This is a genomic window from Nocardioides sp. GCM10027114 (assembly GCF_042659625.1).
GTDB lineage: Bacteria > Actinomycetota > Actinomycetes > Propionibacteriales > Nocardioidaceae > Nocardioides.
The window spans coordinates 147,459-171,714 of the sequence record NZ_JBHSSS010000029.1 but is presented as its reverse complement, the minus strand read 5'-3'; the positions used below and the strand labels follow the sequence as shown (position 1 = coordinate 171,714).

The window sequence follows — 24,256 nt, the reverse complement described above, 5'->3', positions numbered from 1 at the left end:
GTCAGTTCTCCTTCAGGACGTCGAGGGTGTGCCACAGGTGCAGCAGGGCGTAGGAGCGCCACGGGGTCCAGCCGGCGGCCAGGCTGCCCACCGCGTCGGGGTCGTGGCCGAGGCCGCGCACGGCCGCGCGGACCCCCAGGTCGGTGGGCAGGAAGACGTCGGGGTGTCCCAGCGCGCGCATCGCGACGTAGTCGGCCGTCCACGGCCCGATCCCGGGCAGCTCGAGCATCCGGCGCCGGACCTCGTCGCGGTCGGCGCCGCGGTCGAGCCGGACCCGCCCGTCGGCGAGCGCCGCGGCCAGGCCCACCAGCGCCCGGCCCCGTGCCCGCGGCATCGGCAGGCTCTCCGGGTCGGCGGCGGCAAGGGTGGCGGCATCGGGAAACGCATGCGTGAGCGTGCCGTCCGGCGACGGCAGCGGGCGGCCGTGCTCGCGCACGATCCGGGCGGTGACGGTCCGCGCGCCGGCGACGCTGACCTGCTGGCCGATGACGGTGCGGATCGCCAGCTCGTGGCCGTCGGGGTGGCCCGGGACCCGCAGGCCGGGCCGAGCCCGCACCAGCGGGCCGACCACCGGGTCGCCGACGAAGGCGTCGGCGACGGCCACCGGATCACAGTCGGCGTCGAGCAGCCGGCGGACGCGCTCGACGGCGGCGCCCACGTCGCGCAGGTCGGTCAGCCGGAACGTCGCGGGCACCTGCGCCGTGCCACCCGCGGTCGAGTCCTCCGCGGCAGCGAGGTCAGCGAGCCGCAGCCGGACGGTCCCGGGCCCGTGCGGGAGGGCGAGCACCTGGGCCCAGCCGTCATCGGTGGCCTCCTCGATACCGGGGACCGCGTGCGCGGCGAGGAAGGCGTGGAGGGCGCGGCCGGCGAACGGCGTGCGCACCGCGAGCCGCAGCGTCAGCTCGCCCGCCGCCGTCCCGGCCGCACTGGCCGCGGCGCCGACAGCGCTGACAGGGCCGGCGGGGCGCCGGCTGCGCAGCTGGGTCGGGGTGGCGTCGTACACCTCGCGGACGGTGTCGTTGAACTGCCGGACGCTGGAGAAGCCGGCGGCGAAGGCGACGTCGGCGAAGGTCAGGTCGGTGGTCTCGATGAGCACGCGGGCGGTCTGCGCCCGGCGGGCCCGGGCCAGCGCAAGCGGCCCGGCGCCGAGCTCGCCGGCCAGCAGCCGGGTGAGGTGACGCGGGGTGTAGCCGACGTGGGCGGCGAGGCCCTCGACCCCCTCGCGGTCGACGACCCCGTCGGCGATGAGGCGCATCGCGCGGCCTGCGGCGTCGGCTGCGACGTCCCAGTCGGGGCTGCCCGGCACCGCGTCGGGCAGGCACCGCTTGCACGCCCGGAACCCGGCCGCCTGGGCCGAGGCCGCCGTCGGGTGGAACGCCACGTTGGCGAGCGCCGGGGTCCTCGCGGGGCACGAGGGCCGGCAGTAGATGCCGGTGGTGCGCACCCCGGTGTAGAAGACGCCGTCGAAGCGCCGGTCGCGCGCCTTCACGGCGCGGTAGCAGGCCTCGCGGTCGAGGGCGGGGTTCGGGGACATGTCCCCATCATCATCCCTCACCCGGCGAGGCTCTGGCGGGAATCGGACACGGCCGCGGCCGACCCGGGAGGGTCGACCGCGACCGTGGGTGACGCGGGTGGTGACGAGATGCGTCAGAGGACCTTCGAGAGGAACGACTGGGTGCGCTCCTCCTGCGGGTCGGAGAGGACCGTCGCCGGGTCGCCCTCCTCGACGATGACGCCGCCGTCCATGAAGACCAGCTTGTCGCCCACCTCGCGGGCGAAGCCCATCTCGTGGGTGACGACCATCATGGTCATGCCGTCGGACGCGAGGTCCTTCATGACCGCGAGCACGTCGCCGACGAGCTCGGGGTCGAGCGCCGAGGTCGGCTCGTCGAAGAGCATCATGTCCGGGTCCATGGAGAGCGCCCGGGCGATCGCGATCCGCTGCTGTTGCCCGCCCGACAGGTGCGCCGGGTAGGCGTCCTCGCGGTCGGCGAGGCCGACCTTCTCGAGGTTGGTCCGCGCGATCTCGACGGCCTCCTCCTTGCTCCGCTTCAGCACCCGGCGCTGCGCGATCGTCAGGTTGCCGAGCACGTCGATGTGCGGGAAGAGGTTGAACTGCTGGAAGACCATGCCGATCTTGGCGCGCACGGCGTCGAGGTCGGTCTCGGGGTCGGTCACGTCGATGCCCTCGACGAGGACCTTGCCGCTGGTCGGGATCTCGAGCATGTTCACGCAGCGCAGCAGGGTGGACTTGCCGGACCCGGACGGGCCGATCACACAGACGACCTGGCCGGCGTCGACGTGGAAGTCGATGCCGGTCAGCACCTGGTTGTCACCGAAGTACTTGTGCAGCTGCTGCACGTCGATGGCGGGGACGTCCTCGCGCCCGCCGGGGATGCGTCCGGCGTGGTGCTCAGGTGCGGTGGACATCGGTCACCTCGCCTTCATGGTCCGGCGCTCCATGTACGCGACGAGGCGCGTCAGCGGGAGCGTGATGATCAGGTAGAAGACCGCGGCGGCCAGCAGGCCGGACGCGTTGCCGCTCTCGGTGAGCGAGTCGCGGGCGAACGTCGTCAGCTCGACCTGGGTGGCCGTGGCGCCGATGACGAAGAGCAGCGAGGTGTCCTTGATGAGGATCACCAGCTCGTTGGTCAGCGGCGGGATGACGATCCGGAACGCTTGCGGCAGGATGATCGAGCGCGTCGTCCAGAAGCCGCTCATGCCCAGCGAGCGGGCGGCCTCCGTCTGCCCCTTCGGCACCGCCTGGATGCCGGCGCGGATGGTCTCGGCCATGTAGGCCGCCGAGACCACGATCAGCGCGATCAGTCCGGCGCCGATCGGGAAGAACGGCGGCCGCCAGCCGAAGGCGATCGGCACCGCGAACCCGAAGGCGAGGATGACGACGATCGCCGGCAGGCCACGGAAGAACTCGATGTACGCCGTCGCGATCCAGCGGTACGGCGCCACGGGCGAGAGCTTCATCAGCGCCAGCAGCAGCGCCAGCACCAGTCCGCCGGTGAAGGCGATGGCCGTGTAGACCACCGTGTTGCGCGCGGCCACGGTGACGATCTCCGGCCAGAGCGCCTCGAGCACGTCGCGGTTGAGGAAGTTCGTCCGCATCGCCGCCCAGTCGGCGCTCAGGACGAGCGCGAGCAGCGCGAGCAGCAGGATGGCGTAGAGGACGCCCTGGTTGACCTTCTTGCGGGTGGTGCGCTTCACCGCACACCCCCGCCCGCGTGGGCGGCGTCAGCCGCCCCCCGACTGTCGGTCATCACTCCGCGTCCGTCGCGAAATACTTGTTGTAGATCTCGTCGTACGTGCCGTCGTCGCGCATGTCCTGCAGCGCGCCGTTGACGGCCTCCTGGAGCGCGTCGGAGCCCTCCTCGCGGAAGCCGAAGCCGTACTGCTCACCGGTGTCGTAGGTCTCGACGACCTTGAACCCGCCGTCCTGCTCGTGGGAGAGGTTCACCGGCAGGTCCTGCAGGATCGCGCCGATCTGGCCGGCCTTGATCGCGGTGTACATCTCGCCGTCGCTCGGGAAGGTCACCAGCTCGGCGCCCTCGGGGGCGTTCTCCTCGGCGTAGGTCTTGCCGGTGGTGCCCTGCTGGACCGCGACCTGGACGCCGTCGAGGTCCTCGATGGACTCGATGTCGGAGTCCTCGGGGACGAGCAGCGACTGCTTGGAGTCGTAGTAGCCCTCGGAGAAGTCGAGGTTCTGCTCGCGCTCCTCGGTGATGGTCATCGCGGCGGAGACGAGGTCGCACTGCTGCGAGTTGAGGGCGAGACCACTCTGCAGGCCCTCGAAGGCCTGGTCGCGCAGGCTGACGTCGAGCTCGAGGCGGCTGGCGATCTCGTTGATCAGGTCGCCGTCGAAGCCGGTGTAGGTGTCACCGTCGCGGGTGTCGAACGGCGGGTAGGGCACGTCGGAGCAGACGGTGAGGGTCCCGCTCTGGATCAGGCCCAGGTCGCCGTCGCCGCCGTCGGCAGCGGTGTCGCCGTTGTCGCCGCCGCAGGCCGACGCCGTGAGCGCGACCGCCGCCACGAGGGCTCCCCAGCGGTGGAGTCGTCTGCGCGGCGTCCGGACAGCGGACGGGGCGGTGCTGGTCTGCGTGCGTACGTCGTTCATGCATTCCACCCTCCCCCAAACGGATGGAGGGCGCAAAGAAGGGTCACAAAGGTGTCACAAAGCCGGGTCGTGGGCCACGGTTCGGTCACGATCGCGCTGCTGCAGTGCCCCGGGCGCACCCGCAAGCACGCGGGTGCTCAGTCTGCTGCCGGCTCGCGGAGCTCCCGCCTGCTCCGGGACGCGGTCGGGGCGAGCCCGGCCTCATGGATCGTCACTGGCATGGCGTCACCCTGGCGTGGGATGCGGACATTCGATGAGCACGACACGCGAACACCGGGCCCGGGGAGCACCGGGGCCCGGGAACGACGAAGGCCCGCTCCTGCTGGAGCGGGCCTTCGTGTGGTGTACCCCCGACCGGATTCGAACCGGCGCTACCGCCTTGAGAGGGCGGCGTGCTAGGCCGCTACACAACGGGGGCATTGCCTGTGCCAGAGAGTCCTTCCGGACTTCCGGCGGCGGAGCGAAACACTAGTGGATCTCTCTGTTTCGCACCAAATCCCGGCCTTCCGACCGGGACTCGCTGGGATACTAGGACTCGAACCTAGACTAACTGAACCAGAATCAGTCGTGCTGCCAATTACACCATATCCCAATGGCTACGGGCCCTTCCGCTGCTGCGGTCGAACCGGGATGGAACCTTACACGCGACCTCTGGAGGCCTCCAAAACGGCCGGACTGGTGCGTCGGTCGAGCCCCATCGAGCGGGCCACCCAGAGGGCCAGCGCGAGGTAGGTGACGGACTTGAAGACCGTCACGAGGATGTCCCACCAGCTGCCGCCGGTCGGGTTCAGCGCGTCCCCCAGGTCGAAGAAGGCGACGGCGAGGCCGAAGGCCAGCCAGTTGTTGAGGACGTGCATCGCGATCGCCGCCTCGAGGCCGCCCGTGGCGAGCACCAGCACGCCGGCGACGAGCCCGAACGCGAACCGGTCGAAGAAGATCGGCAGGCTCTGGCCGATGCCGTGGGCCAGGGCGAAGAGCAACGCCGGACCCACCACCGCGGCCACCCGGCTGTTCAGCAGGCCGCCGAACGCCTGCGCGAGGTAGCCCCGGAAGGCGTACTCCTCCGCCGCCGCCTGCAGCGGCGTGAGGAACACCACGACGAGCACGAAGTCGCGGAGCGTGCTGCTCCAGGGGTTCGGCTCCGCGATCTCGCCGCCGACCGCTTCGCCGGGGAGCAGCGCCCCCAGCAGCAGGGACATGAAGAGTGTCGCGAACGACACAGCGAAGCAGATGAGCAGGAACCGCCACCGCAGCCGCGGCCTCACCGACGACAGCCACCGGGGCTTCAACCCGTGGATGACGCGGATGATGAACCAGCAGATGGGGATGGCCGTCGACAGCGTCACCAGCAGGAACGCCAAGGTGGCCGGCGACGGGTTGCGGGTGTCGACGAGGCCGGTCAGGCCCGTGCCGAGCTCCTCCCCGCTCCAGACCTGCCAGGCGACGAACGGCCCGAGGACGACGAAGGGCGCCACGAGGTACCAGCCGAAGCCGAGCACCAGCATGCCGAGGACCGGCCGCCACCAGCCCCGGCGGCCGGCGAGCAGGATCCGGTGGTACTCCAGCGGCGGCGCCGGCTCCCGGGCGGGCATCGGCGCCTGCGGCACGCCCGGGGGCGGCCAGCCCGCGCCGTACGGCGGCGGCGAGCCGCCCCAGGTGGGGGGCTGCGCACCGCCGTACGGCGGGGGCTGGTGGCCGCTCATGCCAGCGCGCTCTGCAGCCGGGCCAGGCTGCGCTCCCGGCCGAGCAGCTCCATCGACTCGAACAGCGGCGGCGAGACCCGGCGGCCGGTGATCGCCACCCGCACCGGGCCGAACGCGTTGCGCGGCTTCAGCCCCATGCCGTCGACCAGCGTCGCCTGGAGCGCGTCCTGGATCGCCTGCGTCGTCCACTCCGGCAGGTCGGCCAGCGCGTCGTGGGAGGCCTTGACCACGGCCAGCCCGTCCTCGGTGAGGAGCTTCGCCACGTCGGCCTCGTCGCGGGTGAACGCCGCCTCGTCGACGAAGAGGAAGCCGAGCATCGCGGGCGCCTCGGCGAGCTTGTTGATCCGCTCGGCGACCAGCGGCATCGCCTGGTCGAGCATGGTGTGCTCCGTGTCGGTGACCGGGTCGGAGACCACGCCCTCGGCCTGCAGGAACGGCAGCACCCGCTCGGTGACCTGCTCGACGCTGAGCATCCGCATGTGGGACGAGTTGATCGCCTCGGCCTTCTTCAGGTCGAAGCGCGCCGGGTTCGGGTTGACGTCGCGCAGGTCGAAGGCGTCGACCATCTCGTCGAGCGTGAAGACGTCGCGGTCGGCGGCGATCGCCCAGCCCAGCAGCGCGAGGTAGTTGAGCAGCCCCTCGGGGAGGAAGCCCTGGTCGCGGTAGGCCAGCGCGTGCGCCTGCGGGTCGCGCTTGGAGAGCTTCTTGTTGCCCTCCCCCATCACGTAGGGCAGGTGGCCGTAGGCCGGGGTCTCCTCGGCGACGCCGATCGCCTTCAGCGCGTCGAAGAGCGCGATCTGGCGCGGGGTCGAGGAGAGCAGGTCCTCGCCGCGCAGCACGTGGCTGATCCGCATGGTCGCGTCGTCGACGGGCGCGGTGAGCGTGTAGAGCGGGTCGCCGTTGGCGCGGCACAGCGCGTAGTCGGGCACGTGCGCGGTCTCGAAGGTGACCTCGCCGCGGACCAGGTCGTCCCAGGTGATCGAGCCCTCGGGCATCCGGAACCGCACCAGCGGCTTGCGGCCGTCTGCCTCGAAGGCGGCACGCTGCTCCGCGGTCAGGTCGCGGCAGAAGCCGTCGTACCCCATGACCTTGGAGCCCGAGGCCTTGCGGCGCGCGTCGACCTCCTCGTTGGTGCAGAAGCAGTCGTAGGTGTACGACGACTCCGCGAGCCTGGCGAGCACGTCGCGGTAGAGGTCACCGCGCTCGGACTGCCGGTAGGGGCCGTGGGGGCCGCCCACCTCGACGCCCTCGTCCCAGTCGAGGCCCATCCAGCGGAACAGGTCGAGGATCGCGGCGTAGGACTCCTCGGTGGAGCGCTCCTTGTCGGTGTCCTCGATCCGCAGCACGAAGGTCGCGTCCTGGCCGTTGCGCGCCGCGTGGCGTGCGAAGGCCCAGTTGAAGAGGGCCGTGCGCACCAGGCCGACGTGCGGGGAGCCGGTCGGCGACGGGGCCATGCGGACGCGGACGGGGGTGTTGCTCAACGGGTTGCCACCTTGTTCGTGAGAGTGCCGATGCCGGCGATCGAGACCTCGACCTCGTCGCCGACTTCCATGGGACCGACACCCGCAGGGGTGCCGGTGAGGATGACGTCGCCCGGGAGGAGCGTCATCACGCTCGAGACGTGCGAGACCAGGGTCGGGATGTCGAACATCATGTCCCTGGTGTCGCCGTCCTGCTTGAGGTCGCCGTTGAGGTGCGTCTGGATCTTGACGCCGTCGGCGAAGTACTGGGGGTCGAGGTCGGTCTCGATCCAGGGCCCGAGCGGGCAGAACGAGTCGAAGCCCTTGGCCCGGGTGAACTGGACGTCGGAGCGCTGCAGGTCTCGGGCGGTGACGTCGTTGCCGATCGTGTAGCCGTGGATGACGTCGGTGGCCTGGTCCGGCGGGACGTCGCGGCAGATCCGGCCGATCACGACGCCGAGCTCGCCCTCGAAGTGGAGGTCCTCGGTCTGCTTCGGGTACCAGATCGGGTCGCCCGGGCCGACGACGCTGGTGTTGGGCTTGAGGAAGAGCATCGGCTCCGGCGGGACCTCGTTGCCCAGCTCCCGGGCGTGGGAGGCGTAGTTGCGGCCGACGCCGACCACCTTGCTCCGCGGCAGCACCGGGGCGAGCAGCCGCACGTCCGACAGCTTGTGCTCCTCCTCGAGGAGCTTGATGCCGACGTAGAGGGGGTCGCCGGCCAGCGTCACGACGACGCTGTCGTCGGCGGGCTGCCCGTACTCGTCGATCTCGCCCGTCACGACGCCGTACTGGGGGTCTTCTCCGGTGGTGAACCTTGCGATGCGCACGCCCGCGAGCCTATCGGGGCCGCGCAGCCGCGGGCCGAATCGTCGGGGTCTCGACGGGCTCGACCGCCGTTCGGTCACCGGGGGTGCGCCCGGTTACCGTCTTCCGGTGCTGGAGACGATCGCGGTGCTCGACGAGGCGGTGTGGCACGCCCGGGCGGCGGCGCACGCCGCCCGCGTCGACGCGTTCGTGCGGCCGCACCTCGAGCGCCGGCGCGACCGGGTGAAGCACCCGGTCCACGACTTCCTCTTCACCTACTACTCCCAGCGGCCGGCGCAGCTGCGCCGCTGGCACCCCGGGTTCGGGGTCGCGCTCCGGGGTGGGGCGGCGGAGTACGGCGGGTTGAAGGGTTACGAGGTCGCGACGGCCCGGGACACGGAGATCGTGACCGTCGACCCGGGGTACGTCGCCTCCCAGCGGCCGCTGGTCGAGTCGATCCACCGGCTGCTGGCCGCCACGGCCGGGCGGGCTCCCCAGTTCGGCTGCTTCGGGCTGCACGAGTGGGCGATGGTCCACCGCGCCGACGAGACCCGCCACGACTGGCCGCTGCGCCTCGGGCGCGAGGGCACGGACGCCGTGGTGGAGTCGCACCGGATCGCCTGCTCCCACTTCGACGCGTTCCGGTTCTTCACCGACAGCGCCCGGCCGCTCAACACCCTCTCCCCCGCGGCCCACGACCGGCCCGACTTCGAGCAGCCCGGCTGCCTGCACGCCGGGATGGACCTCTACAAGCACGCCTTCCGGCTCACCCCGATGGTCCCCTCCGACCTGGTGGCCGACTGCTTCGAGCTCGCCCGCGACATCCGCGAGCTCGACATGCGGGCCGCGCCGTACGACCTCCGCGACCTCGGCTTCGAGCCGGTCCGCATCGAGACCCCCGAGGGCAAGCAGGCGTACGTCGCCGCGCAGCGCGCCTTCGCCGAGCGCGGGGCCCCGCTGCGCCAGCGCCTGGTCGACGAATGCGTGCGGTTGGGGGCCGTCGGGCGATAGCCTCGAACATGCGCGCGTCCGAACGGCACAACGTGACGGTGCTCGGGCCTGAGTCCGGCCAGCCCATGGTCTTCGCCCACGGGTACGGCTGCGACCAGAACATGTGGCGCTTCGTCGCGCCGGAGTTCGCCGACGACTTCCGGGTGGTCCTGTTCGACTGGGTGGGCGCCGGCGGCTCCGACCTCGCGTCGTACGACCCGGAGCACTACTCCACCCTGCAGGCGTACGCCGACGACCTCGTCGAGCTCATCCGTGACCTCGGGCTGGAGGACGTGGTGCTCGTCGGGCACTCGGTGTCGGCGACCATCGGGGTGCTCGCGGAGATCGCCGCCCCCGACCTCTTCGACAAGCTCGTGCTGGTCGGGCCCTCCCCCTGCTACATCGACGACGAGGGCTACCGCGGCGGCTTCACCCGCGCCGACATCGAGGACCTGCTGTCCTCGGTCGAGAGCAACTACCTCGGCTGGTCGGCGGCGATCGCCCCGGTGATCATGGGCAACCCGGACCGCCCCGAGCTCGGCCAGGAGCTCACGTCGAGCTTCTGCCGCACCGACCCGGTGGTGGCGCGGCAGTTCGCGCGGGCGACGTTCCTCACCGACCACCGCGCCGACCTGCCGCGGGTGTCCACGCCGACCCTGGTGCTCCAGTGTCGTGACGACGTCATCGCGCCGATGGAGGTGGGCGAGTTCGTCCACCAGCAGGTGCCGGACAGCCGTCTGGTGGTGCTCGACGCCACCGGGCACTGCCCCAACCTGAGCGCACCCGCGGCGACCACGGCGGCGATCGCCGACTTCGTGCGACCGGGGGCTTGATGGCTCCCCCCTCCCGCGAGCGCGCGACCGAGGCGTTCGAGGAGGCGCTCCTCGAGGACGACCCGGTGCTGCTCTACGAGCGCGCGCCGGTGGGCTACCTGTCGACGAGCGCCACCGGGCGCATCGTCAAGGCCAACCAGACGCTGTCCACCTGGACGGGCTACAGCCACGACGAGCTCCTCGCCCGGTCGTTCGTCGACCTGCTGTCGGCCGGGGGCAGGATCTACCACGAGACGCACTACTCGCCGATGCTGCGGATGCAGGGCACGGTCCGGGAGATCGCGCTGGACCTGGTCCGCCGGGACGGGAGCCGGCTGCCGGTGCTGGTCAACGCCCGCCTCGACCGCACCGCCCACGACCATCCGGTGGTCCGGATCGTCGTCTTCGACGCCACCGAGCGCCGGCAGTACGAGCGGGAGCTGCTGGACGCCAAGGACCGGGCCGAGGCGTCCGACCGCCGGGCCCGCGCCCTCGCCACGACCCTGCAGCAGACACTCATCCCGCCGATGCTCCCCCGGATCGACGGGCTCGAGATCGGCGCCGCCTACCGCCCCGCGGGCGACGGCTCCGAGGTGGGCGGCGACTTCTACGACGTCTTCCAGGTCGGCCCGGACACCTGGATGCTGGCCGTCGGCGACGTCTGCGGCAAGGGCGTCGAGGCGGCCGTGGTCACGGCGCTGGCGCGCTACACGATCCGCGCCCTCGCGGTCTCGCACCCCGGCTCGCTGACCGAGCTCGTGGACCAGCTGAACGAGGTCGTGCTGCAGGAGGGGACCGGACGGTTCCTCACCCTGATCCTGGCCCGGCTCGACCGCGTCGACAACGGCTGGGACGTCGAGCTCACCACCGGCGGACACCCGCCTCCCGTGCTGTCCCGGCACGTCGGCCGGGTGGTCGCGACGCCCGTGTCCGGTGACCTCATCGGCGTCGTCGACGCCCCCGACATCGGCACCCACCGGGTGCACCTCGGCCCCGGGGACGGGCTGCTGCTGTACACGGACGGCGTCACCGAGGCCCGGCGGGACCAGGACTTCTTCGGCGAGGAGCGGCTGCTCGACGTCGCCGGTGGCGCCGCCTCGGCCGCGGAGCAGGTGGGCAGGGTGCTCAACGCCGTCCTCGAGTACCAGCGAGGCACGGCCGCCGACGACGTGGCGCTGGTGGCCGTGCGCTGCCCCGTGGACCCCTGACGAGTCCCCCGAGGAGCCTGAGTAAGGTGAGCCTTACCTAACCTCTCTCGGAAGGTTCGCCGGTGTCCCCTGCCCTCCCTGCCTCCAGGCACCACCTCTTCCACCCCGCGCACCTCGGCGAGTACGTCGACACGATGCGGCTCGGCATCGAGCACCTCGCGGCTGCGGCGCGGCGCGCGGACGGCCCCGCCACCGGCAAGGCTCCCGCGGCGGCGGCTCGCCCCGTCACCGCCGTCGACCTCGACGAGCCTCTGGGTGACGTCACCCAGGCTCTCGCGGAGCTCGACCGGATCTACCTCGACGACGCGGTGTGGTTCCACGAGCCGGCGTACGCCGCCCACCTCAACTGCCCGGTGGTGATCCCGGCGCTGCTCGCCGAGCTGTTCGTGTCGGGCGTGAACTCCTCGCTGGACACCTTCGACCAGAGCGTCGGCGGCACCTTCGTCGAGCGGGCGCTGGTCGACTGGACGAACCGCCGGATCGGGTTCGGCGAGGACGCGGACGGAGTCTTCACCAGCGGCGGCACCCAGTCCAACCTGCAGGGCCTGCTGCTCGCGCGGGACCACGCGCTGGGCTCGCGAGGCACCGGGGTCGACCGGCTGCGGATCCTCGCCTCCGCCGACGCCCACTTCAGCGTCCAGAAGTCCGCCCGCCTGCTCGGCCTCGGCGACGCCGCCGTGGAGCCGGTGGCCACCGACCGCCAGCGCCGGATGGACCCCGCCGCACTCGGGCGCGCGCTGGACGAGGTCGTCACCGCCGGGCTGGTGCCGATGGCCGTCGTCGCCACCGCCGGCACCACCGACTTCGGCGCCATCGACCCGCTGCCCGAGGTGGCCGGGCTGTGCCGCCGTCACGGCGCGTGGCTGCACGTCGACGCGGCGTACGGCGGCGGGCTGCTCGCCTCCGCGCGGCTGCGGCACCGGCTGGCCGGGATCGAGCGGGCCGACTCGGTGACCGTGGACTTCCACAAGACCTGGTTCCAGCCGGTCTCCGCCAGCGCCCTGCTGGTCCGCGACCGCCGCCACCTCGGGCACGTCACCTGGCACGCCGACTACCTGAACCCGAAGGAGCCGGCCGGCGCGCAGCCGCCCAACCAGGTCGACAAGAGCCTGCAGACCACGCGTCGCTTCGACGCGCTGAAGCTGTGGGTGACGCTGCGCACGATGGGCGCAGACGTCATCGGCGGCTACGTCGAGCACGTCGTCGGGCTCGCGCAGGAGGTGCACGAGCGCATCGAGGCCCACCCGGAGCTCGAGGCGGCCGCCGCCCCGCAGCTGAGCACCCTGGTCCTCCGCTACCGGCCGCCGGGGCTCCCCGAGGACGAGGCCGACCTGCTGGTGGGCCGGATCCGGTCCCATCTCTACGAGAGCGGCTGGGCGATGGTCGCCGCCACGAAGGTCGACGGGCGGCGGTGGCTCAAGCTCACCCTGCTCAACCCGATGGCCACTGCGGACGACCTCGCCGGGGTCCTCGACCTCGTGGTCGGGGCCGGCCGCGAGCTCGCGGACCGGCCGGTGACGGCGGTGGCCTCGTGAGCCTTCCGGAAACGGTCCGGGACTTCGTCGGCATCGGCCTCGGCCCCTTCAACCTCGGGCTCGCCTGCCTCACCGATCCGATCGACGAGCTCGACGGGGTGTTCCTCGAGGCCCGCGACGAGCTCGCCTGGCACCCGGGCCTGATGCTCGACGACGCGACGCTGCAGGTGCCGTTCCTCGCCGACCTGGTGTCGATGGCCGATCCGACGTCGCGGTTCTCCTTCCTCAACCACCTCAAGGACACCGGCAACCTCTACCCGTTCTACATCCGCGAGTCCTTCTACCCGCTGCGCCGCGAGTACGACCGGTACTGCCGCTGGGCAGCCGAGCGGCTCGACTCGGTCCGGTTCGGCCGGCGGGTGGTCGGCGTCGAGCACGACGGGACGGCGTACGTCGTGACCACCGCGACCGGGGAGGTGCACCGCGGGCGCCGGCTGGTCCTCGGAACCGGTACGTCGCCGCACGTGCCCGAGGGGCTGGAGGGTGTGGTCTCGACGAGCTCGACCAGCGTCGGTCCGGGCTCGACCGACGACCAGGGGGTGGCGCTCCACGCGTCCGACTACCTCCACCGCAAGGCCGACCTGCAGCGGCTCGACTCGATCACCGTCGTCGGCAGCGGGCAGAGCGCGGCGGAGGTCTACCGCGACCTGCTCGCCGAGAGCGCCGACCACGGCTACGAGCTGACCTGGCTGACGCGCAGCCCGCGGTTCTTCCCGATGGAGTACACCAAGCTCACGCTCGAGATGACCTCGCCCGAGTACACGGCCTACTTCCAGGGGCTGCCCGACACCACCCGGGCCCGGCTGCTGCGCGAGCAGCGCTCCCTCCACAAGGGCATCAGCGGCGACCTCGTCGACGAGATCTTCGACCTGCACTACCGGCTGCGGGTGCAGGGGGACGGCCCCAGGACCACGCTGGTCACCAGCACCGAAGTGACCGGCGGCCACTGGGACGGGTCGGCGTACGAGCTCGACCTGCACCACACCGAGACCGACGAGCGGTTCGGGCTGCGCACGCAGGGGCTGGTGCTCGCCACCGGGTACGCCGCGAGGGTCCCGGACTTCCTCGACGGGGTGCGCGACCGGATCAGGTGGGACGACCAGGGGCGGCTCGTCGCGTCGCCGTCCTACGCCGTGGACCACGCTGGCCGGGAGATCTTCGTGCAGAACGCCGAGGAGCACACCCACGGGTTCGTCGCGCCGGACCTCGGCATGGGCGCCTTCCGGAACTCGGTGATCATCGCCGCGATGCTCGGCCGCGAGGTCTACCCGGTCGAGAAGCGGGTCGCGGTGCAGTCGTTCGGCGTCCCCGACCACCTGCGGGCGGTGAGGTGATGACGACCGACGTACGGCTCGAGCCCCTGGTCGTCGACCGCGACCTGGCGCTGCTGCACGCGTGGGTGACCCACCCGCGGTCGGTGTTCTGGCAGATGCAGCACGCCACCGCGGACGAGGTGGCCGCGGAGTACGCCGCGATCGCCGCCAGCCCCCACCACCATGCCTGGCTGGGGCGGGTCGGTGGCGTGCCGGCGTTCCTCGCCGAGACCTACGACCCGGCGCGGTCGGGGATGGCCGGCCTCGTCGACCTGCCGGACCTGCGGCCGCTCATCCAGCCGGGCGACCTCGGGATGCACGTGCTGGTCGCCCCGACCGACACCCCGGTCCCGGGCTTCACCCGGCGGGTGTTCCGGGCGGTGATGGCGCACTGCTTCGCCGACCCCGCCGTCCGCCGGGTCGTGGTCGAGCCGGACGTCCGCAACGAGCGGATCGCCGTCCTCAACGCCGAGGCCGGCTTCGTCGTCGACCGCGTCGTCGACCTGCCCGGCAAGCAGGCCGCGCTGTCGTTCTGCACCCGCGAGGCCTGGACCTCGTCACCCCTGCACCAGGAGGAGTGCCCGTGAACCCCGCCGACCACCTGTCCCCCGCCGCCCTCGACCGGGCGCAGCGGCACCTGCTCGCCAAGGCGATCGGCGAGCTCTCCCACGAGCGGCTGCTTTCACCGGCTCCGGATGGGGCGGACGGCTGGCTGCTCACCACCCCGGCCGGCGATACGACGTACACCTTCACCGCGCGGCGGCTGACGCTCGACCACTGGGTCGTCGACCCGGCCGGCCTCGAGCGGCACGTCAAGGGCGAGCCCGCCCCGCTCGACGTGCAGGCCTTCGTCACGGAGCACGCGCCGCTGCTGGGGATCCCGGACCAGCTGCTGCCGACCTACCTCGAGGAGCTCGCCAGCACGCTGGCCTCGACGATGTGGAAGCTCGCGCACGCCGACGTCCCGGTGCCGGCGCTCGTCGATGCGGACCACCAGACGGTGGAGGCAGCGATGACCGAGGGCCACCCCGCCTTCCTCGCCAACAACGGCCGGATCGGGTTCGACCTCGACGACTACACGGCGTACGCGCCGGAGGCCGGGCGCACGCTGCGGCTGGTCTGGCTCGCGGCCCGCCGCGAGCACACCCACCTCTCGCTCGGCGACGGCCTCACCGAGGCCGCGCTGTACGACGGCGAGCTCGACGCCCCGACGCGCGACGGGTTCGAGGACCGGCTGCGGGGGCTGGGGCTCGACCCGGCCGACTACCTGTTGCTCCCGGTGCACCCGTGGCAGTGGCGGCACCAGGTGGCGATCACCTTCGCCCCCGACCTCGCGCGGCGCGACCTGGTCCACCTCGGCGAGGGGCCCGACGAGTACCGGCCGCAGCAGTCGATCCGGACCTTCGCCAACGACTCGCGGCCCGGCCGGCACTTCGTGAAGACGGCGCTGGCGATCCAGAACATGGGGTTCGTGCGCGGCCTCTCCCCCGCCTACATGGGGCTGACGCCGGCCATCAACGACTGGGTCGCCTCGGTGGTGGAGGGCGACCCGACGCTGCGGGCGTGCGGCTTCGGGGTGCTGCGCGAGCGGGCCGCGATCGGCTACACCGGCGACGCCTTCCACGCGCTCGACCGGCCGTCGCCGTACCGGAAGATGCTGGCGGCGCTGTGGCGGGAGTCGCCGGTGCACCGCGTCGGCGAGGGCGAGCGGCTGATGACGATGGCCGCGCTGCTGCACCGCGACAAGGCCGGCCGCTCGCTCGTGGCCGCGCTGGTGCAGCGGTCCGGGCTGGCGCCGGCCGACTGGTTGCGCCGCTACCTCGACGCCTACGTGCGGCCCGTCGTCCACTGCCTGCTCGCCCACGACCTCGCCTTCATGCCGCACGGGGAGAACCTGGTCCTGGTCGTCCGCGACGGCGTACCGGTGCGGGCGCTGATGAAGGACATCGGCGAGGAAGTCGCGGTCATGTCGACCACGCGTCCGCTGCCCGAGGACGTGGAGCGGATCCGGATCGACGTCGACCAGGACGTGAGGTCGCTGGCGCTGCACACCGACGTGATGGACGGGTTCCTGCGGTTCCTGGGGGCCATCCTCCACGAGGACGGCGTGCTCGACGTCGACTCGTTCTGGGGCGAGGTCGCGGCCTGCCTGCGCCGGCACGCCGACGAGCACCCGGAGCTGGCGGAGGCGGTCGCGGCGTACGACCTGGCGCGGCCGGAGTTCCGCCACTCCTGCCTGAACCGGCTGCAGCTGCGCAACACGCTGCAGATGGTCGACCTCGCCGACCAGGCCGAGTCGCTGCTGTACGCCGGCACGCTCACCAACCCGCTCGCGGGTCGGTAGCGGTGGTGGTGGGCGGATAGTTCGTGACGTTCGGGTCGCCTCGGGCTCCGGAAAGCGACCCGAACGTCACGAACTGTCCCCCGGCTGTCCTCTCGGCCAGCCCCATGACCCCCGTCGGCGACCTGTGTGAGGGTGAGCACATGAAGGCTCTCGGGAAGCTGCTCCTCGTCCTGGCCCTGGCGCTCGGGTCGACCACGCTCGCCGTCCCCGCCTCGCAAGCCGGCGAGGCAGACCCGCGGTGGCGGTTCTACACGAAGGACAAGAGGGAGTACCGCTCCCGGTGGTACGCCGGCGCCCACCGGATCATGATCCCGTTCGGCTGCACCCGTGCGCCCTACTACCCGCCCGACCCGCGCTGCCGGCGCGGCCGCGGCTTCCACCACGGGCTCGACATCGCGACGCCCTGCGGCACCCGGCTGTTCTCCGACCGCTGGGGCTGGGTCGTCTCGAACGCCGGGCTCGGATCGGCGTACGGCAGGAACCCGCTGCGGCTGCGCAACTACGAGGTCGGCTTCGACCTGGTGATCGGCCACACCCGCAAGGTCTTCGTGAAGCCGGGTGACCGGGTGCGGCCGGGCACGAAGATCGCGAAGGCCTCCGACTCCGGGGCGCCCGACGGCTGCCACCTCCACTTCGAGAAGCGCGCGCTGCGCGGCGGACTGTCCACCGCCACCCACCCGCGGGAGATGCTCGAGCTGAAGGTGAAGCGGAAGAAGGGATGATGGCGACCGACAGCGCAACCAGGATCCTCGGCCACTTCCTCGACGCCGACGGCCGGCTCCACACCATCCCCTCGAAGCACGCCAAGCTGCTCGTGGTCCTCGACCACCTCGCCCAGCGCTTCGAGCCGGGGCGGACCTACCCCGAGACGGAGGTCAACGGCGTGCTCAACGAGTTCCACCCCGATCACGCCGCCCTGCGCCGCTACCTCGTGGAGAACCAGTTCCTCACCCGCGAGGACGGCGTCTACTGGCGTAGCGGCGGGACGTTCGAGGTCTGAGGTGGTCGACCACACCACCGGCGGGGAGACCGTGGAGGGCCGCGAGCTGCGCGGCCTCGACTGGTACGCCGACGACCTCGGCGCCGCGCGCTACGTCGACTGCACCTTCACCGACGTCGACCTCAGCGAGGCGACCACGTCGGGTGCGCTGTTCGACCGCTGCACCTTCCGGCAGTGCCGCTTCAACGCCTCGACGCACACCGCGTCGGCCTTCGTGGCCTGCGAGTTCCAGCGCTGCAGCTTCTTCGACGCCACCCTCGACGGCTGCAAGCTCACCGGCTCGCTGTTCGCCGACTGCACGATGCGGCCGCTGCGGGTCACGGGCGGGCAGTGGCGGGGCGTGACCATCCGCGGCACCAACCTCACGAAGCTGGACCTGACCGGGCTCGACCTGCGCGAGGTGGACCTGGCGCTCAGCGACCTGTCGGGCTCGGTGCTGCGCGACGCGCGGCTGGAGGGTGCCAGCCTGCGCGACACGAACCTCGGCGGTGCGGACCTCCGCGGGGCGGACCTCGTCGGGGTCGACCTCGCCGCCGCCCGGCTGCGCCGTACGAAGCTCGACCTCGCCGGCGCGGTGCTGCTCGCGGAGCTGCACGGCGCCGACGTGGACGCGTCCGCCTAGCCCGACTGGCGGGGTCTCGACGAGCTCGACCTCCGTAGGGTCGCCGCCCTGCCTTCCCTTCCAGGTCTCGACGGGCTCGACCTCCGTAGGGTCGCCGCCCTGCGTTCCCTTCCAGGTCTCGACGAGCTCGACCTCCGTACGGTCGCCGCCCTGCCGTCACCTTGCGGGTCTCGACGGGCTCGACCTCCGTACGGTCGCCGCCCTGCCTCACCTTCCGGGGTCTCGACGGGCTCGACCCGCGTACGGTCGCCGCCCTACCTTCACTTCCGGGGTGCCACGCCTGACCGCCGGGCCGTACCCACGCCGGTCGAGCTCGTCGAGACCCCCGCACAGGTGCAGGGCCGCTCAGTCGTGCTGCGAGATCTCGCCGTGCTGCACGCAGGCGGCCGACCAGCCGCGGGGAGTGACCTGGACCTTCATCCGGCGCCGGCAGGCGGTGCAGTAGCGCGGCGGCTCCATCTGGAGGAACCGGTCGCAGGCGGCGTGGTCGCGGGCGTCGACCGGCTCCCCGCAGTGGCCGCAGAAGTCGGGCTGCTCGCTCACAGGGTCTTCGCGAGCTCCTTGATCGGCATCTTCAGGTCCGAGAGCAGCTCGAGGTCGGCGTCCGGCTCGCGACCCAGGGTCGTGAGGTAGTTGCCGACGATGACGGCGTTGATGCCGCCGAGCAGGCCGTCGCGGGTGCCGAGGTCACCGAGGGTGAGCTCGCGGCCGCCGGCGTAGCGCAGCACGGTGCGCGGCATCGCGAGCCGGAAGGCAGCGATGGTGCGCAGCGCGTCCTGGGAGTCCATCAGCGGCAGGTCGCCGAAGGGCGTGCCGGGGCGCGGGTTGAGGAAGTTGAGCGGCACCTCGTGCGGGTCGAGCTCGGCGAGCTGGGAGGCCAGCTCGGCGCGCTGCTCGAGCGTCTCACCCATGCCGACGAGGCCGCCGCAGCACAGCTCCATGCCGGACTCGCGGACCATCTCGCAGGTCTCCCACCGCTCCTCGAAGGAGTGCGTGGTGACCACGGACGGGAAGTAGGACTTCGCGGCCTCGAGGTTGTGGTTGTAGCGGTGGACGCCCATCGCCTTGAGGTCGTCGACCTGCTCCTGGGTGAGCATGCCGAGGGAGCAGGCGACGTTGATGTCGACGGCCTCCTGGATCGCCTTGATGCCGTCACGCACCTGCGACATCAGCCGCTCGTCGGGGCCGCGGACGGCGGCGACGATGCAGAACTCGGTGGCGCCGGTCGCGGCGGTCTCCTCCGCGGCCTTGACCAGCTGCGGGATGTCGAGCCACACCGACCGCACCGGCGAGGTGAACTGGCCGGACTGGCTGCAGAAGTGGCAGTCCTCGGGGCAGCCGCCGGTCTTCAGGCTGATGATGCCCTCGACCTCGACCTCGGGGCCGCAGTGCTTCATCCGGACGGCGTGGGCGAGCTCCAGCAGGTCGGGGACCTGGTCGTCGGGCAGCTGCAGGACCTCGACCAGCTCGTCGTACGACAGTCCGGTGCCGTCGTCGAGGACCTTCTTGCGGGCGCGTTCCAGGATGTCGGTCACGCGGGCACGATAGCCGTCCCCGCGAGGCCTCGCGGCGCGCGGTCGGTTACCGGACCGTAGGCCGAATCGTGGCCGGGGTCGTCGGCGGTCCTCCGTAGACTGCCGGGCGATGACTTCCCCCGACCCCAGCCCGCGGCCCGGCGCCCGGGCCCACGACGCGCTGCTCGCGTTCGACCGCGACCACGTCTGGCACCCCTACACCTCGATGACCGAGCCGACCCCCACCCGGCTGGTCACCGGGGCGCGCGGCGTGCGGCTCACCCTCGACGACGGCCACGAGGTGGTCGACGGGATGTCGTCGTGGTGGGCCGCGATCCACGGCTACGGCCACCCCGCCCTCGACGCCGCCGCCACCGAGCAGGTCGGCCGGTTCTCGCACGTCATGTTCGGCGGCCTCACCCACGAGCCCGCCATCCGGCTCGCCGAGCGGCTCGTCGAGATGTCCCCCGCCGGGCTGGAGCACGTCTTCCTCGCCGACTCCGGGTCGGTGAGCATGGAGGTCGCGCTCAAGATGACGCTGCAGTACCAGCGCGGCGCCGGGCGGCCCGAGCGCCACCGGATGCTGACGGTGCGCGGCGGCTACCACGGCGACACGTTCGGCTGCATGAGCGTGTGCGACCCGGTCGGCGGGATGCACTCCATGTTCCGCGACGTGCTGCCCACACAGGTCTTCGCCGAGCGGCCGCCCGCCGACGAGGCGGACGTGGCGGCCTGGGCCGAGTCCTTCGAGCGGCTCGCGGCCGACCACGCCCACGAGCTGGCCGGCATCGTCGTGGAGCCGCTGCTCCAGGGCGCCGGCGGGATGCATGTCTACCCCGCCGCCTGCCTGCGCGTGATGCGGGAGGTGGCCGACCGCCACGACTTGGTGCTCGTGCTCGACGAGATCGCCACCGGCTTCGGCCGCACCGGCACCCTCTTCGCCGCCGACGCCGCGGGCATCACCCCCGACATCATGTGCGTCGGCAAGGCGCTCACCGGCGGCTACCTCACGCTGGCCGCCGCGCTGTGCACCTCCCGCGTGGCGCACGGCCTGTCACGCTCCGAGTCTGGCGTGCTGATGCACGGCCCGACCTTCATGGGCAACCCGCTCGCCTGTGCGGTGGCGCTGGCCAACCTCGACCTGCTCGCCACCGGCGCGTGGCGTGACCAGGTGGCCGGCATCGAGGCCGGGCTGCGGGCGGGCCTCGAGCCCGCGCGCCGGATGGCGGGCGTCGCCGACGTGCGCACGCTCGGAGCGGTCGGTATCGTCCAGCTCGACCACCCGGTCGACGTGGCCAAGGCGACCGAGGCCGCGCTCGAGCGGGGCGTGTGGCTGCGACCGTTCCGCGACCTCGTCTACACGATGCCGCCCTACCTGTGCGACGAGGCCGAGGTGGCGACGATCTGCGAGGCGGTCCTCGCGGCGGCGGAGGTGGCGTGATGGTGCCCGGACGCAGCCTCTGGCAGCAGTGGCTCGACGACGAGGCGCGGGCCCGCGAGGCCGCCGGGCTGCGGCGCACGCTGCGGCCGCGCACGGCCGACGACGGCGTCCTAGACCTCGCCGGCAACGACTACCTCGGGCTGTCTCGCCACCCGATCGTCACCACGGCGGCGGCGGAGGCCGCCCGGCGCTGGGGCGCCGGCGCGGGTGCCTCGCGGCTGGTGACCGGGACCCTTGCGCTCCACGGCGAGCTGGAGGCGGCGCTGGCCGCCTTCACCGGGCGCCCGGCCGCGCTGTGCATGTCCACCGGCTACCACGCCAACCTCGCCGCGGTCACCGCGCTCGCCGGCCGCGACTGCCTCATCGTCTCCGACGCCCATGTCCACGCGTCGCTGGTCGACGCGGCGCGGCTGTCGCGGGCCGAGGTGGTCGTGACACCCCACAACGACGTCGCCGCGGTCTCCCAGGCGCTCGCCGGCGCGGCGGGCCGCCGGGCGCTGGTGCTGGTCGAGTCCGTCTACTCCGTCCTCGGTGACGCGGCCCCGCTGCTCGAGCTGGCCGGCGTCTGCGCGTCGTACGGCGCGATGCTGCTGGTCGACGAGGCCCACGGCATCGGCGTCGCCGGCGCCGGCGGCCACGGGCTGGTGGCCGAGCTGGGGCTGGCCGACCTCGACCTGCTCGTGTCCACGGCGACGCTCTCGAAGGCCCTCGGCTCGCAGGGCGGTGCCGTGCTGGGCTCCCCCGCCCTCGTCGAGCACCTCGTCAACCGGGCCCGTCCCTTCATCTACGACACCGGGCTGGCCCCGGCCGCGGCGGGCGGAGCGCTCGCGGCGCTGGAGCTGCTGCGCGGCCGGCCCGACCTGCCCGCGGTCGTCGGCGAGCGGGTGCGCGGGCTCGCCGGGTCCCTCGGCGTCGACGTGCCCGCCGGCGCCGTTCTGTCCGTGCCGATGCCCTCCCCGCAGACCGCGGTGGCGGCGCAGGAGGCCGCGCTCGAGCAGGGCGTGCGGGTCGGCTGCTTCCGCCCACCCTCGGTGCCCGACGGGGTCTCCCGGCTGCGGGTCACCGCCGGCGCCGGCCTGCCGGAGGCGGACTGGGCCCACGCGACCGGGGTCCTCGCCCAGGTCGTCAAGGAGATGGGGAGCGCCTGATGGCAGAGCTCGGCAAGGTCGTGGTCGTCACCGGCACCAACACCGGCGTCGGCAAGACCGTGGCCACCGCGGCTCTCGCGCTGCGCGCTGCCGACCACGGGTCGGTGGTCGTGGTGAAGCCGGTGCAGACCGGCATCTCGCCCCACGGGGTGCCCGCCGACAACCCCGGCGGCGACTACTCCGAGGTCCCGGACGCCGACGAGGTCCACCGGCTCACCGGCTGCGCGGTCCAGGAGTTCACCTGCCTCGAGGACCCGCTCGCGCCCGACACCGCGGCCCGGCTGCGCGACGTGCGGATCCCGGCGGTGGCGGAGTACGCCGACCGCATCCGGGTGCTCGCCGACTTCCACGACACGGTGGTCGTCGAGGGTGCCGGCGGCCTGCTGGTCCGGCTCGACACCGACGGCGGCACCCTGCTCGACCTGGCGGCGCTGCTCGCGGAGAGCGTGCCCGTGGAGGTGGTCGTCGTGACGGCTGCCGGCCTCGGCACCCTCAACCACACCGAGCTCACCGTCGGCGCGCTCCGGGCGCGCGGCCTCGAGCCGCAGGGCCTCGTGATCGGCTCCTGGCCCGACGAGCCCGGCCTCGCCGAGCGCTGCAACCTCGAGGACCTGCCCCGGGTCAGCGGCGTGCCGCTGCTGGCGAAGGTCCCGGCGGGCGCCGGCGCGCTCGACCGCGAGCGGTTCCGCGCGGCGGCGCCCACCTGGTTCTGCTGAGTCCCCCGGCGTGCGGCGTCGCCTCAGGCGGCGTCGGCGGCGGGCTCGTAGCCCGCGAGGTCGCGCAGCGCGCCGACGAGCCGGGCGAGGACCTCGTCGTCGGCGAGGATGTCGCCCTCGAGCGCGGACTGGGAGACCACGACCTCCTCGACCACGTTCGCGCCGGCGATGCGGGCGGAGCGGCGGGTGTCCTCGTGGGCCCACTTGCCGCCGTAGGGGGTCGGCGTGGCGCCGATCACGGCGAGCGGCTTGCCGACCAAGGCGCCGGCGCCGTAGGGGCGCGAGAGCCAGTCGATGGCGTTGTTGAGCACGGCCGGCATGGTGCCGTTGTACTCCGGCGTGACGACGAGGACCCGGTCGGCGGCGGCCACGGACTCGCGGAGGGCGACGGCGGACGCGGGCGGCTGGTCGCCGTCGAGGTCCTCGTTGTAGAACGGCACGCGGTCGAGGCCGTCGAGGATCTCGACGTCGGTGCCCTCGGGGGCACGGTCGCGCAGCGTCTCGGCGATGCGGCGGTTGAGCGAGTCGGCGCGGAGGCTGCCGACGAGGACGAGGACTCGGGTGTGCGACATGCTGGCTCCTGATGTCGAACGGGGATGGGAACACCGACAAAACGGACTGCGGTCCGCTTTGTATTCCCGGGGTCGCCGAAACGGGTGTCGCCTGCGTCACACGCGCGCCTAGAGTGGAGGGGTCATGAGCCAGCCGTCCGACCTCGGCGCCCCGAGCCTGCTCCCCCTCGTCGACGCGCCTCCCGTGGAGCGGCGCGACGCCGCGCGCAACCGCGAGAACCTCGTGCGCGCCGCGGAGCGGCTCATCGCACGCTGCGGCGTCGACCGGGTCACCATGGACGCCCTGGCCGCCGAGGCGGGCGTGGGCAAGGGCACCGTGTTCCGTCGGTTCGAGTCGCGCGAGGGCCTGATGGCGGCCCTGCTCGACCACACCGAGACCGAGTGGCAGCAGCGCGTCATCTCCGGCCCACCGCCGCTCGGGCCTGGCGCCGAGCCCTGGGACCGGTTGGTCGCCTTCGGCCGCAGCCGGATCGAGACGACCATCCTGCACGCCGACCTGATCCGCAACGCCGGGCGGTACGGCGGCCGCTCCTACGCGGCGTACTCCTTCCACGCGATGCACGTGCGGCTGCTGCTCACCGACCTCGGCGTCGAGGGCGACCTGCCGCTGCTCGTGGTGGCGCTGCTCGCGCCGCTGGAGGCGCCGATCCTCGACCAGCTCGTCCGGATCGAGGAGCTCGACGTCGACCGGGTCCACGCCGGGTGGGTCGACCTGGCCCGGCGCATCGTCCGCTGCCCGGACTGAGCCGACCGGCGCCGTCGCGTCAGGCGGTGGCGGGACGGGGTCGCGAGGGACTCGACTCCGTCGCGGGAGCGGCACTCCGGGTGGGCGGTGCCGGCGGTGAGGTCGCCTCCGACGACCGGCCGGGCCGGCGCGGGAAGGAGTTCCGGACCTCCTGCTGGCGCAGGCGGGCGAGGGTGAGGGCCATCTGGACGGGAAGCGGGTGC

24 protein-coding genes and 2 tRNA genes are annotated in these 24,256 nt (G+C 72.7%); 14 read left to right on the top strand and 12 right to left on the bottom strand.

Translation table 11 applies throughout. The features are described from left to right. Position 1 precedes the first annotated feature (1 nt). The 9 genes from ACFP2E_RS17590 to ACFP2E_RS17550 all read right to left on the bottom strand — a co-directional run bounded on the left by ACFP2E_RS17590 (position 2) and on the right by ACFP2E_RS17550 (position 8,116). On the bottom strand, positions 2-1,534 hold the full coding sequence (locus tag ACFP2E_RS17590; RefSeq protein WP_378524359.1) for an Ada metal-binding domain-containing protein: 1,533 nt from the start codon (positions 1,532-1,534) through the stop codon (positions 2-4). Positions 1,535-1,647: 113 nt separating this feature from the next. Further along, the gene (locus ACFP2E_RS17585; protein ID WP_378524360.1) at positions 1,648-2,430 is read right to left on the bottom strand and encodes an amino acid ABC transporter ATP-binding protein; all 783 of its coding nucleotides are present in this window, start codon (positions 2,428-2,430) and stop codon (positions 1,648-1,650) included. Between the two features lie 3 nt (positions 2,431-2,433). Next, positions 2,434-3,219, bottom strand: a complete 786-nt coding sequence (locus ACFP2E_RS17580) for an amino acid ABC transporter permease (RefSeq protein ID WP_378524361.1) — start codon at positions 3,217-3,219, stop codon at positions 2,434-2,436. 52 nt (positions 3,220-3,271) lie between these two features. Then, positions 3,272-4,126 (bottom strand): ABC transporter substrate-binding protein, encoded by an 855-nt coding sequence (locus tag ACFP2E_RS17575; protein WP_378524362.1) that lies wholly within the window; start codon positions 4,124-4,126, stop codon positions 3,272-3,274. A 345-nt stretch (positions 4,127-4,471) separates the two neighbouring features. Beyond that, positions 4,472-4,544 (bottom strand) — tRNA-Glu (locus ACFP2E_RS17570). 102 nt (positions 4,545-4,646) lie between these two features. After that, positions 4,647-4,718, bottom strand: a tRNA-Gln gene (locus ACFP2E_RS17565). Between the two features lie 46 nt (positions 4,719-4,764). Continuing rightward, entirely contained in the window at positions 4,765-5,829 is a 1,065-nt protein-coding gene (locus tag ACFP2E_RS17560; protein ID WP_378524363.1) for a type II CAAX prenyl endopeptidase Rce1 family protein, read from the bottom strand. Further along, positions 5,826-7,283 carry a glutamate--tRNA ligase gene (gltX, locus tag ACFP2E_RS17555; RefSeq protein ID WP_378524468.1) on the bottom strand — a complete coding sequence of 486 codons (1,458 nt, stop codon included), beginning with the start codon at positions 7,281-7,283 and terminating at the stop codon, positions 5,826-5,828. Before gltX ends, ACFP2E_RS17560 begins: the two co-directional genes overlap by 4 nt. A 23-nt stretch (positions 7,284-7,306) precedes the next feature. After that, a complete protein-coding gene (locus tag ACFP2E_RS17550; protein ID WP_378524364.1) occupies positions 7,307-8,116 on the bottom strand; it encodes a fumarylacetoacetate hydrolase family protein in 810 nt (269 codons plus the stop codon). Positions 8,117-8,225: 109 nt separating this feature from the next. Between ACFP2E_RS17550 and ACFP2E_RS17545 the strand changes: the two genes are divergently transcribed. From ACFP2E_RS17545 to ACFP2E_RS17500, 10 genes are all read left to right on the top strand, one after another. Continuing rightward, positions 8,226-9,104, top strand: a complete 879-nt coding sequence (locus ACFP2E_RS17545; protein WP_378524469.1) for a 3-methyladenine DNA glycosylase — start codon at positions 8,226-8,228, stop codon at positions 9,102-9,104. A gap of 8 nt (positions 9,105-9,112) precedes the next feature. After that, positions 9,113-9,916 carry an alpha/beta fold hydrolase gene (locus tag ACFP2E_RS17540; RefSeq protein WP_378524365.1) on the top strand — a complete coding sequence of 268 codons (804 nt, stop codon included), beginning with the start codon at positions 9,113-9,115 and terminating at the stop codon, positions 9,914-9,916. Continuing rightward, positions 9,916-11,103 carry a PP2C family protein-serine/threonine phosphatase gene (locus tag ACFP2E_RS17535; protein WP_378524366.1) on the top strand — a complete coding sequence of 396 codons (1,188 nt, stop codon included), beginning with the start codon at positions 9,916-9,918 and terminating at the stop codon, positions 11,101-11,103. Before ACFP2E_RS17540 ends, ACFP2E_RS17535 begins: the two co-directional genes overlap by 1 nt. A gap of 62 nt (positions 11,104-11,165) precedes the next feature. Continuing rightward, positions 11,166-12,638: a pyridoxal phosphate-dependent decarboxylase family protein gene (locus ACFP2E_RS17530; protein WP_378524367.1), complete on the top strand. Its 1,473-nt coding sequence runs from the start codon at positions 11,166-11,168 to the stop codon at positions 12,636-12,638. Next, positions 12,635-13,972 (top strand): lysine N(6)-hydroxylase/L-ornithine N(5)-oxygenase family protein, encoded by a 1,338-nt coding sequence (locus ACFP2E_RS17525; RefSeq protein ID WP_378524368.1) that lies wholly within the window; start codon positions 12,635-12,637, stop codon positions 13,970-13,972. The genes ACFP2E_RS17530 and ACFP2E_RS17525 overlap by 4 nt, the downstream gene beginning before the upstream one ends. Next, complete coding sequence (locus tag ACFP2E_RS17520; protein ID WP_378524369.1) at positions 13,972-14,538, top strand: GNAT family N-acetyltransferase; 567 nt, start codon at positions 13,972-13,974, stop codon at positions 14,536-14,538. The genes ACFP2E_RS17525 and ACFP2E_RS17520 overlap by 1 nt, the downstream gene beginning before the upstream one ends. After that, positions 14,535-16,295: an IucA/IucC family protein gene (locus ACFP2E_RS17515; RefSeq protein ID WP_378524370.1), complete on the top strand. Its 1,761-nt coding sequence runs from the start codon at positions 14,535-14,537 to the stop codon at positions 16,293-16,295. Before ACFP2E_RS17520 ends, ACFP2E_RS17515 begins: the two co-directional genes overlap by 4 nt. A 140-nt stretch (positions 16,296-16,435) precedes the next feature. Beyond that, positions 16,436-17,017, top strand: coding sequence for a M23 family metallopeptidase (locus tag ACFP2E_RS17510; protein WP_378524371.1), 582 nt, complete (start codon positions 16,436-16,438; stop codon positions 17,015-17,017). Further along, positions 17,017-17,295, top strand: coding sequence for a DUF2087 domain-containing protein (locus ACFP2E_RS17505; RefSeq protein ID WP_378524372.1), 279 nt, complete (start codon positions 17,017-17,019; stop codon positions 17,293-17,295). The genes ACFP2E_RS17510 and ACFP2E_RS17505 overlap by 1 nt, the downstream gene beginning before the upstream one ends. Before the next feature lies 1 nt (position 17,296). After that, on the top strand, positions 17,297-17,917 hold the full coding sequence (locus ACFP2E_RS17500; RefSeq protein ID WP_378524373.1) for a pentapeptide repeat-containing protein: 621 nt from the start codon (positions 17,297-17,299) through the stop codon (positions 17,915-17,917). A gap of 345 nt (positions 17,918-18,262) precedes the next feature. Here the strand turns inward: ACFP2E_RS17500 and ACFP2E_RS17495 are convergent, their stop codons facing one another. Both ACFP2E_RS17495 and bioB read right to left on the bottom strand, forming a co-directional pair. Beyond that, entirely contained in the window at positions 18,263-18,460 is a 198-nt protein-coding gene (locus ACFP2E_RS17495; protein WP_378524374.1) for a hypothetical protein, read from the bottom strand. Beyond that, the gene (bioB, locus tag ACFP2E_RS17490) at positions 18,457-19,452 is read right to left on the bottom strand and encodes a biotin synthase BioB (RefSeq protein WP_378524375.1); all 996 of its coding nucleotides are present in this window, start codon (positions 19,450-19,452) and stop codon (positions 18,457-18,459) included. Before bioB ends, ACFP2E_RS17495 begins: the two co-directional genes overlap by 4 nt. A gap of 109 nt (positions 19,453-19,561) precedes the next feature. On the opposite strand from bioB, the gene ACFP2E_RS17485 reads away from it, so the two are divergent. Genes ACFP2E_RS17485 through bioD form a run of 3 tightly spaced genes read left to right on the top strand, consistent with a single transcriptional unit; the run spans position 19,562 to position 22,736 of the window. After that, positions 19,562-20,872: an adenosylmethionine--8-amino-7-oxononanoate transaminase gene (locus ACFP2E_RS17485; RefSeq protein WP_378524376.1), complete on the top strand. Its 1,311-nt coding sequence runs from the start codon at positions 19,562-19,564 to the stop codon at positions 20,870-20,872. Next, on the top strand, positions 20,872-22,020 hold the full coding sequence (locus ACFP2E_RS17480; RefSeq protein ID WP_378524377.1) for an 8-amino-7-oxononanoate synthase: 1,149 nt from the start codon (positions 20,872-20,874) through the stop codon (positions 22,018-22,020). Before ACFP2E_RS17485 ends, ACFP2E_RS17480 begins: the two co-directional genes overlap by 1 nt. Beyond that, positions 22,020-22,736, top strand: coding sequence for a dethiobiotin synthase (bioD, locus tag ACFP2E_RS17475; protein ID WP_378524378.1), 717 nt, complete (start codon positions 22,020-22,022; stop codon positions 22,734-22,736). Before ACFP2E_RS17480 ends, bioD begins: the two co-directional genes overlap by 1 nt. Before the next feature lie 23 nt (positions 22,737-22,759). Here the strand turns inward: bioD and ACFP2E_RS17470 are convergent, their stop codons facing one another. After that, a complete protein-coding gene (locus tag ACFP2E_RS17470; RefSeq protein ID WP_378524379.1) occupies positions 22,760-23,308 on the bottom strand; it encodes an NADPH-dependent FMN reductase in 549 nt (182 codons plus the stop codon). Positions 23,309-23,432: 124 nt separating this feature from the next. On the opposite strand from ACFP2E_RS17470, the gene ACFP2E_RS17465 reads away from it, so the two are divergent. Beyond that, a complete protein-coding gene (locus ACFP2E_RS17465) occupies positions 23,433-24,053 on the top strand; it encodes a TetR/AcrR family transcriptional regulator (RefSeq protein WP_378524380.1) in 621 nt (206 codons plus the stop codon). The last annotated feature ends 203 nt before the right edge of the window (positions 24,054-24,256 follow it).

Coding starts and splice junctions, on each gene's coding strand:
- ACFP2E_RS17590 (WP_378524359.1), bottom strand. CDS start 1,534: ATGTCCCCGAACCCCGCCCTCGACCGCGAGGCCTGCTACCGCGCCGTG.
- ACFP2E_RS17585 (WP_378524360.1), bottom strand. CDS start 2,430: ATGTCCACCGCACCTGAGCACCACGCCGGACGCATCCCCGGCGGGCGC.
- ACFP2E_RS17575 (WP_378524362.1), bottom strand. CDS start 4,126: ATGAACGACGTACGCACGCAGACCAGCACCGCCCCGTCCGCTGTCCGG.
- ACFP2E_RS17560 (WP_378524363.1), bottom strand. CDS start 5,829: ATGAGCGGCCACCAGCCCCCGCCGTACGGCGGTGCGCAGCCCCCCACC.
- gltX (WP_378524468.1), bottom strand. CDS start 7,283: ATGGCCCCGTCGCCGACCGGCTCCCCGCACGTCGGCCTGGTGCGCACG.
- ACFP2E_RS17540 (WP_378524365.1), top strand. CDS start 9,113: ATGCGCGCGTCCGAACGGCACAACGTGACGGTGCTCGGGCCTGAGTCC.
- ACFP2E_RS17535 (WP_378524366.1), top strand. CDS start 9,916: ATGGCTCCCCCCTCCCGCGAGCGCGCGACCGAGGCGTTCGAGGAGGCG.
- ACFP2E_RS17520 (WP_378524369.1), top strand. CDS start 13,972: ATGACGACCGACGTACGGCTCGAGCCCCTGGTCGTCGACCGCGACCTG.
- ACFP2E_RS17510 (WP_378524371.1), top strand. CDS start 16,436: ATGAAGGCTCTCGGGAAGCTGCTCCTCGTCCTGGCCCTGGCGCTCGGG.
- ACFP2E_RS17505 (WP_378524372.1), top strand. CDS start 17,017: ATGGCGACCGACAGCGCAACCAGGATCCTCGGCCACTTCCTCGACGCC.
- ACFP2E_RS17485 (WP_378524376.1), top strand. CDS start 19,562: ATGACTTCCCCCGACCCCAGCCCGCGGCCCGGCGCCCGGGCCCACGAC.
- ACFP2E_RS17480 (WP_378524377.1), top strand. CDS start 20,872: ATGGTGCCCGGACGCAGCCTCTGGCAGCAGTGGCTCGACGACGAGGCG.
- bioD (WP_378524378.1), top strand. CDS start 22,020: ATGGCAGAGCTCGGCAAGGTCGTGGTCGTCACCGGCACCAACACCGGC.
- ACFP2E_RS17470 (WP_378524379.1), bottom strand. CDS start 23,308: ATGTCGCACACCCGAGTCCTCGTCCTCGTCGGCAGCCTCCGCGCCGAC.
- ACFP2E_RS17465 (WP_378524380.1), top strand. CDS start 23,433: ATGAGCCAGCCGTCCGACCTCGGCGCCCCGAGCCTGCTCCCCCTCGTC.